The following is a 16,486-nucleotide window of genomic DNA, read 5'->3' on the forward strand; positions in this document are numbered from 1 at the left end:
CAGATCGCACACACGTGAAAGAGTTCAAAAAAAATCCCCAAACTACAAGCTTGGGGATTTGTGTATAAGAGACAGGCAATAATGCGAGCTTTTAAATATGACTAAATTGAACTTAGGGGGAAGTAAATTACTTCGCTAGGTTCTCAGCTACGAAGTCCCAGTTTACAAGAGCCCAGAAGCCGTTCATGTAATCAGGACGTACGTTGCGGTAATCGATGTAGTACGCGTGTTCCCAAAGGTCAACAGTTAGAAGTGGAGTAGTACCTTCTTTTGTTAGAGGCGTTGCAGCGTTAGAAGTGTTAACGATCTCTAGAGAACCGTCAGCTTTCTTAACTAGCCAAGTCCATGAAGAACCGAAGTTGTTGATTGCTGAATCAGTGAACTTCGCTTTGAATTCTTCGAAAGAACCGAATGCTGCGTTGATTGCTTCAGCAACTGCACCAGTTGGTTCGCCGCCCGCGTTTGGAGCTAGACAGTGCCAGTAGAACGTGTGGTTCCAGATCTGTGCTGCGTTATTGAATACGCCACCAGTAGAAGTCTTGATGATTTCTTCTAGGGTTTTGCCTTCGAACTCAGTACCAGGGATAAGACCGTTTAGCTTAACTACGTAAGTGTTGTGGTGTTTACCGTGGTGGAAATCTAGAGTTTCAGCAGAGATGTGTGGTTCTAGTGCGTCTTTCGCGTAAGGTAGAGCTGGTAGTTCAAATGCCATTGCTCAATTCTCCATAGATATGAAAGGGTTACCTTTCGATTGCTTCCAGTGTTTTTATTTATATGTAGTCTTTACGACTGACTTGAAAAGTATTTTAGCAAGTTTTTACTTTATTAAAACCCCGATATGAAAATATTTTAAGATAAAACCCACAAAGACTTACTAATTATATGGTTTTTATTCTGTGGTTATTGAGTAAAATGTGGCAATAATTAAAGCTCACATCCATGAATGAGGAAGCGATGGAAACTATCGATAAAATCAAACAGCAGATCTCTGAAAACACAATCTTGCTGTACATGAAAGGATCACCGAAACTGCCTAGCTGTGGTTTCTCTTCTCAAGCTGCACAGGCGCTAATGGCTTGTGGCGAGAAGTTCGCTTACGTAGACATTCTACAAAACCCAGACATCCGTGCTGAGCTACCAAAATACGCTCAATGGCCAACATTCCCACAACTATGGATTGAAGGCGAACTGATCGGTGGTTGTGACATCATTTTGGAAATGTTCCAGAAAGGTGAGCTTCAGCCTCTTATCAAAGAAGCGGCAGCACGCGTTGAAGGTGACGCTGAGTAATTCGTAAATACTCAAATTTGGCGATAGAATACAAAGGAGCCGCATTGGCTCCTTTTTCTTTTTTAGGTTAGTGGAATGAACATAAAGCTTTACTACGTACATGACCCAATGTGCAGTTGGTGTTGGGGTTACAAACCAACCATTGAAAAATTGAAACAACAGCTGCCGGGTGTCATTCAGTTTGAGTATGTGGTGGGTGGCCTTGCGCCAGATACTAATCTGCCGATGCCTCCAGAAATGCAACAAAAGATCGAACAAATTTGGAAGCAGATCGAGCGCCAGCTTGGCACAAAGTTCAATTATGATTTCTGGACCTTGTGTACGCCAGTAAGAAGTACATATCAATCATGCCGTGCGGTTATCGCCGCGGGGTTCCAAGATTCTTATGAGCAAATGTTAGAAGCAATTCAGCATGCGTACTACCTGCGAGCTCTTCCTCCTCACGAAGAAGCAACGCACCTGCAATTGGCAAAAGAGATTGGTTTGAACGTTCAACAGTTCAAAAACGATATGGATGGCGCTTTGTTAGAAGGCGTGTTCCAAGATCAGTTGAGTCTTGCAAAAAGCCTTGGTGTGAACGGGTACCCAAGCTTGGTACTGCAAATCAACGATGCTTACTTCCCGATTGAAGTTGATTACCTATCGACTGAGGCGACGCTAAAGCTTATTCGAGAGCGCATCGTTGATAATATGCCCGCTCAATGATTGAATTGATGCCTCTAAAGCGTTATTCGTAGGTATTCAAATTAACAAAAAGCCGCTCACTCGAGCGGCTTTTTCGTAACGAATTGTATCCATTCAAATGATGCGATTACAGCACCATTGCAGCAATCCAACCGAAGATGATCAGTGGAATGTTGTAGTGGATAAATGTCGGAACAACGGTTTCCCAAATGTGCTCGTGTTGGCCATCTGCATTTAGCCCCGATGTTGGACCTAACGTTGAATCAGAAGCTGGAGAGCCTGCATCACCTAGCGCAGCAGCAGTACCGACTAGTGCGATAGTTGCCATTGGTGAGAAGCCGAACGCTAGTGATAGCGGGACATAGATAGTTGCAAGGATTGGAATCGTAGAGAACGATGAACCAATGCCCATAGTGACCAATAGACCAACGATCAGCATAAGCAGAGCAGCTAGAGGTTTGTTATCGCCGATGCTTGTTGATAGTGATTGTACTAGTGTTTCAACGCCGCCAGTTTGCTTCATTACTGCCGCAAAACCTGCCGCTGCAATCATGATGAAGCCGATCATTGCCATCATGTGTACACCTTTAGTGAACACATCGTGCGTCTCTTTCCATGCGATAACACCACCGAAGGTGAATACCATAAAGCCAGCTAGTGCACCGATGATCATTGAGCCCGTGTATAGCTGTACGCTTAGCGCAGCAAGAATACCCAAGCCAGCAACCAAAATGTGTTTCTTATTTAGCTTCTCTTCAGATTCTTGAACAACGGTCAGTTCAGTTTCTTTGTATTCCCGAGGTTTACGGTAGCTAAAGAAGATTGCCGTCAGAAGGCCAAACAACATACCTGCGCCCGGCAACAGCATTGCTGTCGGTACTTGGCTTGCCACGACATCGGTTAGACCATTGTCATGTAAGTTCTTCAATAGGATGTTGTTTAGGAAGATGCCACCAAAACCGATTGGTAGAATCATATAAGGCGTGATCAAACCGAAGGTAAGCACACAAGCGACCAAACGACGGTCCAGCTTCAGCTTAGCGAAAACGCCCAAAAGAGGTGGAATCAAAATTGGAATAAAGGCGATGTGTACCGGAATCACGTTTTGAGATGACATGGTGACAAGGACAAGCGCAACCAATACTGCGTATTTAAGACCAGTAGTCGACGCAGAGCTTTCTTTGCCATTTAGGCGCTTGATAACGCTTTTAGCAAGTAGGTCAGTAATTCCAGAGCGAGAAATAGCAACGGCAAATGTACCAAGCATTGCATAGCTTAATGCGATGGTTGCACCGCCGCCGAGTCCGCTTTCAAAGGCAGAAACAGTATCGGTAAGACTCATACCAGCAACAAGGCCACCAACGATGGCACTAAACGTGAGGGCAACCACCACGTTTACGCGCATCAATGCTAACACGAGCATGACGCACACAGATATAACGACAGGATTCATACTTTTCCTAATATGTTGTGTTTATTTATTATTCTTCGCTAACAAGCGGCCAACCGCCTAGGGCCTTCCATTTGTTTACGATGCCGCAGAATAGCTCTGCAGTTTTTTGTGTATCGTAAAGCGCAGAGTGTGCTTCACGATTGTCAAAGTCCATCCCTGCTGTTTTGCATGCTTTAGCCAGAACAGTTTGGCCATAAGCAAGTCCACTTAATGTCGCGGTATCAAAAGTGGCAAATGGATGGAAAGGGACTCTTTTTAGTTTGCAGCGTTCGTTTGCTGCATTAACAAAACTTAAGTCGAAAGCCGCGTTATGCGCCACCATGATTGCACGCGAGCAATCTTCTGCTTTTTGCTCTTTACGGATCAACTTATAAATTTCTTTCAGCGCTTCTTGCTCAGAGACAGCACCACGGAGTGGGCTAAAAGGGTCACGAATGCCGTTGAATTCTAGCGCTTCTTTTTCTAAATTCGCGCCTTCAAAAGGTTCGATATGAAAATGAATGGTGGAGGCAGGATGCAAATCGCCGTTTTCATCCATGCTCAACGTTACGGCACAGATTTCTAAAAGTGCATCAGTTTGAGCATTGAAACCTGCGGTCTCAACGTCAACTACCACTGGAAAATAACCACGAAAACGCTTTTTCAGGGTTAGAGCTTCATTTTCTATTGTCATGTTGGCTTATTTTTGTGTGACGAAGGCTGCATTATTGCAGATTCTATCGATGAGAAAAACCGCAATTTGGATAAATGTAGAATTCTGTTTCGTCCGTATTGGGTGAGACTTATAACTAAAAATAAGGGGGAAGGTCACCTGTTATTCTCGTGATGTTATTTCCCATTTTATGCGCTTGCCAAATCATCCCTTAAGTCCTTCTATCAAGTTGCTATTTTTATGTTGGCGGGATTTTTGCATTCTTTCACGTGTTTTTAATTCAGGCGAATAAGCGGCAATAGAGTGCCGTTTGAGAGATAGTACCTAGATGAATAAATGGCTTGTAACCAGTGGTGTCGCGTTATCTTTACTCAGTGCACATAGTTTTGCATCAATGGGTAAACGCTACGTTGCCACTCCGCAACAGTCACAATGGGAAATGGTGATGAATACGCCATTGGAATGCCAACTTGTGCATCCTATTCCTGGATTTGGTGACGCGGTATTTTCGTCTCGTGCGAGCAAAAAGATCAATTTGGATTTCGAACTGAAAATGCGCCGCCCAATGGGTGAAACACGCAACGTGAGTTTGATTTCAATGCCGCCTCCTTGGCGTCCGGGAGAGCATGCGGACCGAATCACTAATCTTAGGTTCTTTAAGCAGTTCGATGGTTACGTGGGTGGTCAAACGGCATGGGGCATTTTGTCTGAGCTAGAAAAAGGGCGCTATCCGACATTTAGCTACCAAGATTGGCAAAGTCGTGACCAACGTATTGAAGTTGCCTTGTCTTCGGTGCTTTTTCAGAGCAAATACAATGCCTTCAGTAACTGCATTGCCAACTTGTTGAAATACAGCTTTGAAGATATTGCCTTTACGATTCTTCATTACGAGCGGCAGGGCGATCAGCTAACAAAAGCGTCGAAGAAGCGTTTGGCTCAAATTGCTGATTATGTTCGTCACAACCAAGATATCGATTTAGTCCTTGTTGCAACCTACACAGATTCAACGGATGGCAAGAGTGCGAGTCAAAGTCTTTCAGAAAGAAGAGCAGAGTCACTTAGAGCGTATTTCGAATCTCTGGGTTTATCGGGTGATCGTATTCAAGTGCAGGGCTACGGCAAGCGTCGACCAATTGCTGATAATGGCTCACCAATTGGTAAAGATAAGAATCGCCGTGTGGTGATTTCGCTAGGACGAACTCAGGTTTAATTGAAATGCTAACCAAATAAAAACGCCAGAGTCAGACTCTGGCGTTTTTATATCACTGTGTTCTTGTTGAAAGTACTTATGCGCTTGTGTTGCTACCTTCATGTCACTTCAGCTAGTTTAAGCGAAATTTAGCAATGATTTCGCAATTCGTAGCCGTATCAATCTTTTCGACTTGTTTTGCAATCGCTGGATTCGGATGTCGTTTCATAAAATCAATCAGTGCTTTTGTACAGCAGCCAATCGAATCAATAAAGCTCGCGCAATCTTTGTTTGGGCACTGAGGAATCAGTGTGAGTACTTTTTCAGATGCGAGTTGCAGATATTTGAGTTCATACTCGGTATCGCCAGCCCAGCGCCAAAATTGAGCGAGGTTATGGCATGAAATCACTGAAATTAGTAAGCGTTCATCAGCTTCTATTTCCACGCATTCGCTAATATCTTCACTCAGGCTAAGGGCTTGCTGGTAATGAAGAATGCTGCGAACAGGGTCATCTAGTTGAAGAGCAGTATCGGCTAGAAGTGTGTGTTTTTCCCATTCACTGATCATTATCGTTTGTCCCACATATCGATGTTGCGAACAAATCTAAACGATAATTATTATCAAGTAAAGATATTTGTTTATAAATGAGCAGGCAGCTCTCAGATCTGCCTGTCATCTTTTACAGCATTTCAGAATGGGGGTTGGGTTTAGCCCTCTAAACCTGCTGATGCTTGCTTGTTTTGGATCAGCTCGATCATGTAGCCATCAGGGTCTTTCACGAAAGCGATGTGCGTTGTACCACCTTTTACTGGGCCGGCTTCACGAGTGACATTGCCACCTGCTGCTTTGATTGCATCGCAAGTTGAGTAGATATCGTCTACGCCAATTGCGATATGGCCAAATGCAGAGCCTAAGTCGTACTCGGTTGTACCCCAGTTGTAAGTCAGCTCGATGACGGCACCCTGAGACTCATCACCGTAACCTAGGAATGCTAGCGTGTATTCGTACTCTTTATTTTCATTGGTACGAAGTAGCTGCATGCCCATTACTTCAGTGTAAAACTTGATAGATTTGTCTAGATCACCCACGCGCAGCATGGTGTGAAGAATTCGACCGTTTGACATTATTTGCTCCTAGCGATTGTTTCAGACGGGTTTATTCGTCTGGGTACACTTTTTCTTTGTATTCACAGAGATCTTCAATGATGCAGCTACCACAGCGCGGTTTTCTTGCCACACATGTGTAACGACCATGAAGAATCAGCCAGTGGTGTACATCAAGCTTAAACTCTTTTGGCACCACTTTTAGCAGTTTTTCTTCTACGTCATCGACGGTTTTACCCATCGCAAACTTTGTACGGTTAGAAACACGATAGATGTGCGTATCTACCGCGATAGTTGGCCAACCGAAGGCGGTGTTCAGTACCACGTTAGCGGTTTTACGACCGACACCCGGCAAAGCTTCAAGCGCTGCACGATCTTCTGGTACTTCGCCGTTATGCTTCTCTAGTAAAATCTTACAAGTCTTGATGGTGTTTTCGGCTTTTGAATTAAACAGTCCGATGGTTTTGATGTATTCCTTTAAACCATCGACACCCAAATCAAGAATGCCTTGAGGCGTGTTCGCAACAGGGTAGAGCTTGTCTGTTGCCTTGTTTACGCTTACGTCCGTCGCCTGCGCAGAAAGCAGTACGGCGATAAGCAACTCAAACGGCGTGCTCCAGTTGAGCTCTGTCTGAGGATTGGGATTGTTTTCTCTGAGTCGTTCGAGAATTTCAATTCTTTTGACTTTGTTCATTGCTGACTTCCAAACCCGTCTTTGCGGTTTATGAAAAAGGCCCTACGAGTGGTAGAGCCTTGATTTTAGAATTCTTGTATTATGCGTTAGTTACGCGGGCGCGCTCAATGGCTGGTTTTTCTTCTTTCGGCTGACGTTCCTGAATTGAGCTGTCGATAACGTTTTTCAACGCAATCAAAAGTCCTACACCGATAAACGCACCTGGCGGCAATAATGCCAGTAAGAAGCTGCTATCGAAGTGGAAAACTTGAATACGCAGTGCCGCAGCCCAGTCACCCAATAATAGGTCTGCACCATCGAATAAGGTGCCGTTGCCGATAAGTTCACGCATAGCGCCAAGTACAACTAATACGGTTGTCATACCAAGACCCATCCAGAAACCATCCAATGCTGCTGGTAATGGATCATTCTTCGATGCGTAAGCTTCCGCACGGCCGATGATAATACAGTTGGTTACGATCAATGGGATGAAGATACCCAGAGATAGATACAGTCCGTAGGCATAAGCGTTCATCAAGAGTTGAACACAAGTTACCAAGGCTGCGATGATCATAACAAAAACCGGAATACGGATTTCTTTTGGTACGTAGTTACGAATCAGTGAAACCGTCAAGTTAGAGCCGACAAGCACCAACAAAGTCGCAATACCCAGACCAAGGGCGTTGGTAATGGTCGAAGAAACCGCAAGTAGAGGACACAAACCCAGAAGTTGCACTAGGGCAGGGTTGTTGCTCCACATGCCGTTTTTCATTAGCAGTTTATTTTCACTCATGGTTGCCTCCTGCGCAGTCTAGGGGCTGATTCAGAATCTCATCACGAGACTTATTTACGTAGTTTACTGTGTTTCTCACCGCTTTCACTACCGCACGAGGGGTAATGGTTGCGCCAGTAAACTGATCGAAATCGCCACCATCTTTACGAACTCGCCAAGAATTCCAGTTACTTTCTGTCACTTGCTTACCGGTGAAGCTCAAGATCCAATCCGTAACGCGTAAATCAATTTTATCACCCAATCCCGGCGTTTCTTGATGGCTTAGGATACGGGTACCAAGGATCTTGCCTTGGTTATCGATGCCGGTAATGATTTTGATTTCACCGTTGTAGCCATCTGGTGCGATGGACTCAATTGCCATTGCCGTAGGTTGGCCATCTTTGGTCGCAATGTAAGTTGGCATCGAGCGAACCGTACCTAGATCGGGTGCAGATACCATAGTACATGCCGCGACAAGGTTGTTGTCGTGCATTTCTTCCGGAATCACTTGGTTAAGAACCGACAGCAATTGCTTTTGTTCCTGAAGCTTAATTTGATCTTTTGTTAGGTACTGAGTCAGTGCCACAAGACCGGTTGTTGCACAGGCGAAGATCGCCAATGTCAGACCATTTTTTCTAATAGCGGTTAACATGTTTACCTCAGTGACCGTAAGTTCTTGGTTTGGTGTAGTAGTCGATCAACGGTACACACATATTGGCAAGCAGAACGGCGAACGCAACGCCATCTGGGAAGCCACCCCAACTACGAATAATGAATACCAACGCGCCGATGAGAGCACCGAAAATTAAGCGACCTTTCACGGTCGTTGATGCTGAAACAGGATCGGTTGCGATAAAGAACGCGCCTAACATCGTTGCACCTGAAAGTAGGTGGAAGATTGGTGACGCGGTTTCTCCCGGCATGATCAAGCTAAAGACGGTACTAAACAGTGCCAAGCTACCTAGGAAACCAACAGGAATGTACCATTGGATGATGCGTTTCTTGATCATCACTAGGCCACCAACCAAGTAAGCTAGGTTTACCCATTGCCAACCGATACCCGCAAGCCCACCAAACATTGGCTGTGAAAGCACTTCACTTGGCGTAGCACCAGTGTGAATACCGGTTTTGAATGCATCTAATGGAGTTGCCATTGTTACGCCATCCACGCCGGCACGAACTTGTTGTAGCGACAAACCATCAAAATCATAGCCAGTGAAGATCAGAGACAACGCGTCTGCAAAAGTCACATGCTCAGACATTAATGAAACAGGTGCACTCCAACTTGTCATTTGGACAGGGAAGGAGATAAGCAATACAACGTAAGCGACCATCGCTGGGTTAAATAGGTTTTGACCAATACCACCGTATAAGTGCTTCGCAATAACGATGGCAAAAATCAAACCGATAACCATGATCCACCAAGGAGACCATGGTGGGATTGCCACAGCTAATAGCCAGGCTGTCACGATGGCACTGTTATCACGCAGCGCACGCATTGGAGAACGTTTACGCACAAGCATGACTAATGCTTCAAGTGACACTGCGACCGCAATAGCGAACACAAGTTGAATGATGGTGCCCCAACCAAAGAAATAGGTTTGAGCCACTAAGCCAGGAATAGCGCACAGTGCTACCCATTTCATCAAATCAGGCGTGCTGCGACGGCTGTGAGCGTGTGGTGAACTGGCAATAAAAAACGACATTACTCGTTCTCCTCAGTATTGTTCTTATTCGCTTCTTGCTGAGCTTTACGTGCTTTAGCGCGAGCAATGGCAGCGGCAACAGCAGCTTTCTTTGGATCCACTTCTGGTTCTTCAGAAGGCGTTTCTTCAACAGATTCTGTTTGTGCTTCTTGCTGAGCTTTAAGTGCTTTGGCACGAGCAATGGCTGCGGCAACAGCAGCTTTCTTCGGATCCACTTCTGGTTCTTCAGAAGGAGCTTCCGCTTCAACAGATTCTGTTTGTGCTTCTTGCTGAGCTTTGCGTGCTTTAGCGCGAGCAATAGCTGCGGCAACCGCGGCTTTCTTCGGATCCACTTCTGGCTCTTCAGAAGGCGTTTCTTCAACAGATTCTGTTTGTGCTTCTTGCTGAGCTTTGCGTGCTTTAGCACGAGCAATGGCAGCGGCAACTGCTGCTTTCTTTGGATCTTCAGCTTGTTCAGCAGGTGCTTCCGTTTCTGCAGAGTCAGTAGAGCTTTCTTGCTGGGCTTTACGCGCTTTAGCACGAGCAATGGCAGCGGCAACAGCAGCTTTCTTTGGATCTTCAGCTTGTTCAGAAGGTGCTTCCGTTTCTGCAGATTCAATAGAGCTTTCTTGTTGAGCTTTGCGTGCCTTAGCGCGAGCAATGGCAGCAGCAACTGCGGCTTTCTTTGGATCTTCAGCTTGTTCAGCAGGTGCTTCCGTTTCAGCAGAGTCAGTAGAGCTTTCTTGCTGAGCTTTTTTCGCTTTAGCTCTGGCGATAGCTGCTGCGATGGCTGCTTTCTTATCACCAGCTTCAGTAGGTGTTGATGCGTCTTCTTGTTGAGCTTTCTTCGCCTTAGCACGGGCAATCGCTGCTGCAACCGCTGACTTCTTGTCGTCAGCATTATCCGTAGATGCGTCGCCTTGTTCTTTTTGCACTTTGCGTTCGCGAGCAAGGCGTTTGCGTTCTTCGCGTAGCTTCGCCATTTCTGAGTTATCAGGCTCTGTTGCGCCAGATTGAGCCGCTGCAGCTTGTTTCGCTTTTGCTTTGGCAATCGCGGCAGCAACCGCTGGTTTCACTGCTGGCTCGGCTTTCGCTTCAGTATTCTCTTTTTGTGCTTTCACGCGAGCGATGGCTGCGGCAATCGCATCATCACCGCCAGAGGCTTTCATGTCTTTACGACGATCATCCGCGGCTTTCTTAAAGCGATTTTCACGTTCTGCTTTTTCGCGTTCCATACGCGCTTTCTTCTCTTCAAAGCGCAGCTTAGCTCGTTCAGCGGCTGCCGCTTCTTGAGCGCGTGTTCGGATTTCAGCTTTCGCTTGACGATAGTATTGAACCAGAGGGATTTCACTCGGACACACAAACGCACACGCGCCACATTCAATACAGTCTTTTAAGTTCAGCTCTTCCAGCTTTTCGTATTCTTGGCTTTTCGCATACCACTGAAGCTGCTGTGGCAATAGCGAGGCAGGGCACGCTTCCGCACATTGGCTACAACGGATACATTCCATTTCGTATTGGTCAGAAGCGATCTCACGACGCTTCGGTGCCAGAATACAGTTTGCTGTTTTAGTGATAGGAACCTGAGCGTGGGGTAGGGTAAAGCCCATCATTGGGCCACCCATGATCAGGCGCTGCAGTTTCTTATCTGATTTGTAGCCGAACTCGTCTAACAGTGCTTGTACTGGCGTACCAAGTAGCGTCCAAACGTTACGTGGTTGCTTGAAGGTCTTACCTGTCAGAGTCACGATGCGATTTACCACAGGTTCGCCATCGATCACTGCACGTTTAATTGAGTAGAGAGAACCAACGTTTTGAACCAGAATGCCAATATCAGCAGGGATAGCGCCGCTAGGAACTTCTTTGTTGGTTAAAATCTTGATGAGCTGCTTCTCACCACCAGAAGGGTATTTGGTTGGGATAACGCGAATTACGATGTCTTTGTTCATCGCCGCTTGTTCCAGCGCTTTGATTGCTGCTGGCTTGTTATCTTCAATACCAATGATGGTCAGTTTTGGCTTAAGGATATGCTCGACGATCTCGATCCCTTGGATCAGTTCGTCCGCATGCTCCTGCATGAGTTTGTCATCGGCGGTGATGTAAGGTTCACATTCAGCCGCGTTGACGATAAGAATTTCGGTACGCGCTATACCCGATTGGATCTTCTTAGCCGTTGGGAAGCCTGCGCCACCCATGCCCGAGATACCAGCAAGGCGAATCACATCGATTAACGCATCTGCAGATTCTTGGGTGTAATCGGCAACTGGCGTTTTCTCACACCAAGTATCGTTACCATCTGGCGTAATCACTGCGCACAGTTCGCTTAAACCCGATGGGTGAGCGACGGTTCGTGGCTCAATAGCTGTCACTTGCCCAGAAGTTGGAGCATGAACAGGAACAGTAAAACCACTGTCTGACGCCGTTAGCTGTTGACCTTTCAACACTGTGTCACCAACAGCGATCAATAGATTACCTGCTTTACCGATGTGTTGTTTCAGAGGTAGGACGATTTCCGACGGAATGGCTGCATGAACCAATTCAGTTTTGTTGGATTGCTTTTTGTTTTCTGCCGGATGCACGCCGCCTGGGAAATCCCATAGCGAACCAGTACGAATTTGTTCAATCAAAGACAACATACGAAACCTTATTTAATTGAATCAGTCACGTTCGCTGCATTGGCAGCATCCGTAATGTTAACTACTGGAATAGCGTTAAGCTTCCACTTCCAGCTCTCTGTGGTAGTTTCCACAGGAATCATTTCAATACAGTCAGTTGGACAAGGCGCAACGCACAAGTCACAACCGGTACACTCGTCTTTGATAACGGTATGAAGGGCTTTAGTACCACCAACAATCGCATCGACAGGACACGCTTGAATACACTTGGTACAACCGATACACATGTCTTCATGAATGAAAGCAACGGTTTTGACTTTGCTGTCGAGATCGTGTGCCGACTCTTCCGCTTCAACGCCCATTAGGTCCGCCAGTTTTTCAATGGTTGCTTGACCACCTGGAGGACATTTATTGATTTTATCGCCATTCGCGATTGCTTCTGCGTATGGACGACAACCCGGGTAGCCACATTGGCCACACTGAGTTTGAGGAAGAATAGAATCGATTTGATCGACAATCGGGTCCGCTTCGACTTTGAAGCGAATCGATGCAAAACCAAGTATGGCCCCAAATACAGCGGCGAGGGCAGCAAGAGCGATGATCGCAATTAAAATCGTACTCATCGTTTACTTCACCAAACCTGTAAAGCCCATAAAGGCAAGAGACATCAGGCCTGCGGTGATCATCGCAATCGATGCGCCTTTAAATGGCACAGGTACGTCAGCAGCGGCAATACGTTCACGCATTGACGCAAATAGGATCAGTACCAAAGAGAAGCCAACCGCTGCGCCAAAACCGTAAATGATCGATTCGATAAAGTTGTGGTTCTCGTTGATGTTAAGTAGAGCAACACCTAGAACCGCACAGTTCGTTGTGATCAGAGGTAGGAAGATACCCAACAGACGATACAGCGTCGGGCTGGTTTTGTGCACGACCATTTCGGTGAACTGTACAACAACAGCGATCACCAAAATAAAGCTCATGGTTCGTAGATATTCGATGCCCAGTGGACGCAAAACATAGCTTTCCACCAAGTATGCACACACAGACGCGAGCGTTAGTACAAAAGTTGTAGCTAAGCCCATGCCAATTGCTGTTTCCAGTTTTTTAGACACGCCCATAAAAGGACACAAGCCTAAAAACTTCACCAGTACAAAGTTGTTCACCAGCACAGTGCCGACCAACAACAAAATATATTCGGTCATAGTTATTACGTTCTTAAAATCCGATCCCAATATTATCGTGTTTTGTGACACCAATAACAACCAGAGAACGGTGTGGTTTTATGCACCCGATGGAAAATTATACGTGTATGTGATGTGATCGGATGAATTAATAAGAAATTGAAAAGTTTGGTGAATGGTTGTTAACAAAGAAAAACGCAATTACCGCCACTGATTTAACGCACGCGTTGTTGATGGTTTTGGTATCACTTCGTATGGTTTGCCAGAAACGACAAAAGCTCATACCCCTAATAAGTTAGAGGCATGAGCTTTGATTATTTTACAATCTCACGATTAAAGTTTTTCTGTAAACGTTCGGCTGATCACGTCTTGTTGTTGCTCTCGAGTTAGCGAGTTAAAACGTACCGCGTAGCCGGACACTCGAATCGTCAACTGAGGGTATTTCTCTGGATGTTCAACCGCATCCAATAACATCTCTCGGTTCAGAACGTTGACGTTAAGGTGTTGACCACCTTCAATCGCAATGCCCTCGTTGCTTGCTTCGTGATGGAAGTAACCATCCATTAGCGCGGCTAGGTTTTTCTTCTGACTCAAGTCATCTTTACCCAGCGCGTTAGGCACAATTGAGAAGGTGTAAGAAATACCATCTTTCGCGTAAGCAAACGGCAGTTTAGATACCGATGCCAAAGACGCAACCGCTCCTTTTTCATCGCGACCGTGCATTGGGTTTGCACCCGGGCCAAAAGGCATACCTGCGCGACGGCCATCTGGTGTATTACCCGTTTTTTTGCCGTAAACCACGTTAGATGTGATTGTTAGGATCGATTGAGTTGGTACTGCTTCGCGGTAAGTGTGCATCTTCTGAATTTTCTTCATGAAGCGCTCAACCAGATCACAAGCGATGTCATCGACACGAGCATCGTTGTTACCAAATTTTGGATAATCACCTTCGATTTCAAAATCAACGGCGATGCCATCTTCATCACGAACAGGCTTCACGGTCGCGTATTTAATTGCCGCCAAAGAGTCAGCGACAACAGACAGACCTGCAATACCACACGCCATAGTGCGGTGCACGTCGCGATCCATCAATGCCATCAGTGATGCTTCGTAGCTGTAACGGTCATGCGAGTAATGGATGATGTTCAACGCTGTCACGTATTGTGTTGCAAGCCATTCCAACATGTTGTCGAAGCGTGGCATCAAAGCGTCAAAGTCGAGAATTTCATCTTGAACTTTGTCTACTACCGGACCCACTTGCGCTTTCGATTTTTCGTCGATACCACCATTGATAGTGTAAAGCAGCGCTTTTGCAAGGTTGGCACGTGCACCAAAGAACTGCATATGCTGACCAACAATCTGTGGGCTCACACAACATGCAATCGCGTAGTCGTCATTGTCGAAATCAGGACGCATTAGATCGTCGTTTTCGTATTGAACAGAAGAGGTATCAATTGACACTTTTGCCGCGTATTGCTTGAACGCTTCAGGTAATTGCTCTGACCAAAGAATCGTCATGTTTGGTTCAGGAGCAGGACCCATAGTATGTAGCGTATGTAAGTATCGGAATGTCGTCTTAGATACTAGTGTACGGCCATCAACCCCCATACCAGCCATTGCTTCTGTTGCCCAGATAGGGTCTCCAGAGAACAATGAATCGTATTCTGGTGTACGAAGGAAGCGAACCATGCGCAGTTTCATGATGAAGTGGTCGATCATCTCTTGCGCTTGTGATTCATCAATCAAGCCATTTGCGATATCACGTTCTAGGTAAACATCTAGGAAAGTTGATGTACGACCCAATGACATTGCTGCGCCATTTTGAGACTTAACTGCCGCCAAGTAACCAAAGTAGGTAAATTGAATCGCTTCTTGCGCTGTTTTTGCAGGTAGCGACATATCAATTCCGTATTTCAAACCCATTTGACGAATGTCTTCAAGTGCTTGAACTTGGTCTGCAATTTCTTCACGTAGACGAAGCGTTTTCTCAAGATCACCACCGCGCTCTAGGAACGTTTGTGTCGAGTTGTATTGCTCTTTTTTGTCCGCTTTTAAGAAGTCGATACCGTAAAGGGTGATACGACGGTAGTCACCAATAATACGACCACGACCATAGGCATCAGGAAGGCCAGTGATGATGCCTGATTTACGACACGCTAGGATTTCTTTGGTGTAAAGATCGAAACACGCTTTGTTGTGAGTTTTACGGTATTCAGTGAAGATCTTTTCAACCGTTGGATCCAACTCGCGGCCATAAACTTCGCACGAGTTTTTCACCATGCGAATACCACCATTAGCGATGATTGCACGTTTTAGAGGCTGATCGGTTTGTAAGCCAACGATCTTTTCCAGAGCTTTGTTGATGTAACCCGCATCGTGAGAAGTAATCGTTGATGGCAGATCGGTATCGAAATCAACAGGAGCGTGTGTGCGGCTTTCTTGTTTAATGCCTTCAAGCACTTGGTTCCATAATGCTGAAGTGGATTCGCTAACCTCGGCTAAGAAGGACTCGTCTCCCTCATATGGTGTGTAGTTTTTTTGGATGAAGTCACGAGTGTTGACAGAGTTTTGCCACTCACCAGCGGTGAATCCAGCCCATGCGTCTAGCATATCAGTCGTCGGAATAGTCATTAGTAAATCCCTAAATTATTGATAAATAGAATGGAGGCGACGAGTAGGACGGAACCATTCTTAACCCTGTCAATCGTATGGATTTACTATCTATGAGTAAAATGAATGCTTTTCATTTTTTGAATGATTAAATTGCATTAATATCAAATTCAATATCTTATGTATTTAAATTGCCTTGAGAGATGCAAATTTATTGTTGATACAGTGAACTTGTGGACGAATGGATAGTACAAGCCTTTGCCGATAGAGCTTAAGTTAGCCTGACTTACAAAGATACGAACTGAGGAAACGAAAAGCACTTATCTTGATGTTGACGTTCAAGAAGGGCAGATACGAAAAAAGCCCAGTTTTTCAACTGGGCTTTTCGTGAATTTGGCTCCTCCTGCTGGGCTCGAACCAGCGACCTGCGGATTAACAGTCCGTCGCTCTACCAACTGAGCTAAGGAGGAATTGCTTTGCTTGAAAGCGGGACGAATCTTACCGAGCACCCACAAAGCTGTCAACACCCAAAAAACACATTTTGAGCAAAAAAGTTAGTTTTTACATCTTTACTT

The 16,486-nt window shown here is 45.6% G+C and carries 16 protein-coding genes and 1 tRNA gene; 3 read left to right on the forward strand and 14 right to left on the reverse strand.

Annotation, left to right across the window (positions count from 1 at the left end; genetic code table 11):
- Positions 1-127: 127 nt before the first annotated feature.
- Complete coding sequence (gene sodB, locus OQJ86_RS14285; protein ID WP_265988170.1) at positions 128-712, reverse strand: superoxide dismutase [Fe]; 585 nt, start codon at positions 710-712, stop codon at positions 128-130.
- Between the two features lie 242 nt (positions 713-954).
- On the opposite strand from sodB, the gene OQJ86_RS14290 reads away from it, so the two are divergent.
- Positions 955-1,290 (forward strand): Grx4 family monothiol glutaredoxin, encoded by a 336-nt coding sequence (locus tag OQJ86_RS14290; protein ID WP_038869223.1) that lies wholly within the window; start codon positions 955-957, stop codon positions 1,288-1,290.
- A 75-nt stretch (positions 1,291-1,365) separates the two neighbouring features.
- Positions 1,366-1,995 carry a DsbA family protein gene (locus tag OQJ86_RS14295; RefSeq protein WP_039974569.1) on the forward strand — a complete coding sequence of 210 codons (630 nt, stop codon included), beginning with the start codon at positions 1,366-1,368 and terminating at the stop codon, positions 1,993-1,995.
- A 106-nt stretch (positions 1,996-2,101) separates the two neighbouring features.
- Here OQJ86_RS14295 and OQJ86_RS14300 read toward each other — a convergent pair whose 3' ends face one another.
- Positions 2,102-3,427 (reverse strand): Na+/H+ antiporter family protein, encoded by a 1,326-nt coding sequence (locus OQJ86_RS14300; protein WP_038869333.1) that lies wholly within the window; start codon positions 3,425-3,427, stop codon positions 2,102-2,104.
- A 28-nt stretch (positions 3,428-3,455) separates the two neighbouring features.
- A complete protein-coding gene (rnt, locus tag OQJ86_RS14305) occupies positions 3,456-4,100 on the reverse strand; it encodes a ribonuclease T (RefSeq protein ID WP_038869335.1) in 645 nt (214 codons plus the stop codon).
- Positions 4,101-4,407: 307 nt separating this feature from the next.
- Between rnt and motY the strand changes: the two genes are divergently transcribed.
- The gene (gene motY / locus OQJ86_RS14310) at positions 4,408-5,289 is read left to right on the forward strand and encodes a flagellar protein MotY (protein WP_038881582.1); all 882 of its coding nucleotides are present in this window, start codon (positions 4,408-4,410) and stop codon (positions 5,287-5,289) included.
- A 112-nt stretch (positions 5,290-5,401) separates the two neighbouring features.
- On the opposite strand, the gene OQJ86_RS14315 is transcribed toward motY, so the two are convergent.
- From OQJ86_RS14315 to OQJ86_RS14365, 11 genes are all read right to left on the reverse strand, one after another.
- Positions 5,402-5,836, reverse strand: coding sequence for a DUF2753 domain-containing protein (locus tag OQJ86_RS14315; RefSeq protein ID WP_005439686.1), 435 nt, complete (start codon positions 5,834-5,836; stop codon positions 5,402-5,404).
- Between the two features lie 140 nt (positions 5,837-5,976).
- Entirely contained in the window at positions 5,977-6,393 is a 417-nt protein-coding gene (gene gloA / locus OQJ86_RS14320) for a lactoylglutathione lyase (protein WP_020196364.1), read from the reverse strand.
- A 31-nt stretch (positions 6,394-6,424) separates the two neighbouring features.
- A complete protein-coding gene (gene nth / locus OQJ86_RS14325; RefSeq protein ID WP_005439684.1) occupies positions 6,425-7,066 on the reverse strand; it encodes an endonuclease III in 642 nt (213 codons plus the stop codon).
- 79 nt (positions 7,067-7,145) lie between these two features.
- Positions 7,146-7,838, reverse strand: a complete 693-nt coding sequence (locus tag OQJ86_RS14330; RefSeq protein WP_005439683.1) for an electron transport complex subunit E — start codon at positions 7,836-7,838, stop codon at positions 7,146-7,148.
- Positions 7,831-8,469, reverse strand: coding sequence for an electron transport complex subunit RsxG (gene rsxG / locus OQJ86_RS14335; protein ID WP_005536427.1), 639 nt, complete (start codon positions 8,467-8,469; stop codon positions 7,831-7,833). The genes OQJ86_RS14330 and rsxG overlap by 8 nt, the downstream gene beginning before the upstream one ends.
- A 7-nt stretch (positions 8,470-8,476) precedes the next feature.
- Positions 8,477-9,523, reverse strand: coding sequence for an electron transport complex subunit RsxD (gene rsxD, locus OQJ86_RS14340; RefSeq protein WP_009707287.1), 1,047 nt, complete (start codon positions 9,521-9,523; stop codon positions 8,477-8,479).
- Positions 9,523-12,138, reverse strand: coding sequence for an electron transport complex subunit RsxC (gene rsxC, locus OQJ86_RS14345; protein WP_265988172.1), 2,616 nt, complete (start codon positions 12,136-12,138; stop codon positions 9,523-9,525). The genes rsxD and rsxC overlap by 1 nt, the downstream gene beginning before the upstream one ends.
- Before the next feature lie 8 nt (positions 12,139-12,146).
- The gene (gene rsxB / locus OQJ86_RS14350; protein WP_005439677.1) at positions 12,147-12,740 is read right to left on the reverse strand and encodes an electron transport complex subunit RsxB; all 594 of its coding nucleotides are present in this window, start codon (positions 12,738-12,740) and stop codon (positions 12,147-12,149) included.
- Between the two features lie 3 nt (positions 12,741-12,743).
- Positions 12,744-13,322 (reverse strand): electron transport complex subunit RsxA, encoded by a 579-nt coding sequence (gene rsxA, locus OQJ86_RS14355; RefSeq protein WP_005425202.1) that lies wholly within the window; start codon positions 13,320-13,322, stop codon positions 12,744-12,746.
- Between the two features lie 312 nt (positions 13,323-13,634).
- Positions 13,635-15,932 (reverse strand): formate C-acetyltransferase, encoded by a 2,298-nt coding sequence (pflB, locus tag OQJ86_RS14360; protein ID WP_265988173.1) that lies wholly within the window; start codon positions 15,930-15,932, stop codon positions 13,635-13,637.
- A gap of 373 nt (positions 15,933-16,305) precedes the next feature.
- A tRNA-Asn gene (locus tag OQJ86_RS14365) sits at positions 16,306-16,381 on the reverse strand.
- Between the last annotated feature and the right edge of the window lie 105 nt (positions 16,382-16,486).

The sequence above is a fragment of the Vibrio sp. Sgm 5 genome (genome assembly GCF_026241575.1).
GTDB lineage: Bacteria > Pseudomonadota > Gammaproteobacteria > Enterobacterales > Vibrionaceae > Vibrio > Vibrio jasicida.

Excerpts from the sequence above, each read along its gene's own strand:
- sodB (WP_265988170.1), bottom strand. The coding sequence starts at position 712 with ATGGCATTTGAACTACCAGCTCTACCTTACGCGAAAGACGCACTAGAA.
- OQJ86_RS14290 (WP_038869223.1), top strand. The coding sequence starts at position 955 with ATGGAAACTATCGATAAAATCAAACAGCAGATCTCTGAAAACACAATC.
- OQJ86_RS14295 (WP_039974569.1), top strand. The coding sequence starts at position 1,366 with ATGAACATAAAGCTTTACTACGTACATGACCCAATGTGCAGTTGGTGT.
- OQJ86_RS14300 (WP_038869333.1), bottom strand. The coding sequence starts at position 3,427 with ATGAATCCTGTCGTTATATCTGTGTGCGTCATGCTCGTGTTAGCATTG.
- rnt (WP_038869335.1), bottom strand. The coding sequence starts at position 4,100 with ATGACAATAGAAAATGAAGCTCTAACCCTGAAAAAGCGTTTTCGTGGT.
- motY (WP_038881582.1), top strand. The coding sequence starts at position 4,408 with ATGAATAAATGGCTTGTAACCAGTGGTGTCGCGTTATCTTTACTCAGT.
- OQJ86_RS14315 (WP_005439686.1), bottom strand. The coding sequence starts at position 5,836 with ATGATCAGTGAATGGGAAAAACACACACTTCTAGCCGATACTGCTCTT.
- gloA (WP_020196364.1), bottom strand. The coding sequence starts at position 6,393 with ATGTCAAACGGTCGAATTCTTCACACCATGCTGCGCGTGGGTGATCTA.
- nth (WP_005439684.1), bottom strand. The coding sequence starts at position 7,066 with ATGAACAAAGTCAAAAGAATTGAAATTCTCGAACGACTCAGAGAAAAC.
- OQJ86_RS14330 (WP_005439683.1), bottom strand. The coding sequence starts at position 7,838 with ATGAGTGAAAATAAACTGCTAATGAAAAACGGCATGTGGAGCAACAAC.
- rsxG (WP_005536427.1), bottom strand. The coding sequence starts at position 8,469 with ATGTTAACCGCTATTAGAAAAAATGGTCTGACATTGGCGATCTTCGCC.
- rsxD (WP_009707287.1), bottom strand. The coding sequence starts at position 9,523 with ATGTCGTTTTTTATTGCCAGTTCACCACACGCTCACAGCCGTCGCAGC.
- rsxC (WP_265988172.1), bottom strand. The coding sequence starts at position 12,138 with ATGTTGTCTTTGATTGAACAAATTCGTACTGGTTCGCTATGGGATTTC.
- rsxB (WP_005439677.1), bottom strand. The coding sequence starts at position 12,740 with ATGAGTACGATTTTAATTGCGATCATCGCTCTTGCTGCCCTCGCCGCT.
- rsxA (WP_005425202.1), bottom strand. The coding sequence starts at position 13,322 with ATGACCGAATATATTTTGTTGTTGGTCGGCACTGTGCTGGTGAACAAC.
- pflB (WP_265988173.1), bottom strand. The coding sequence starts at position 15,932 with ATGACTATTCCGACGACTGATATGCTAGACGCATGGGCTGGATTCACC.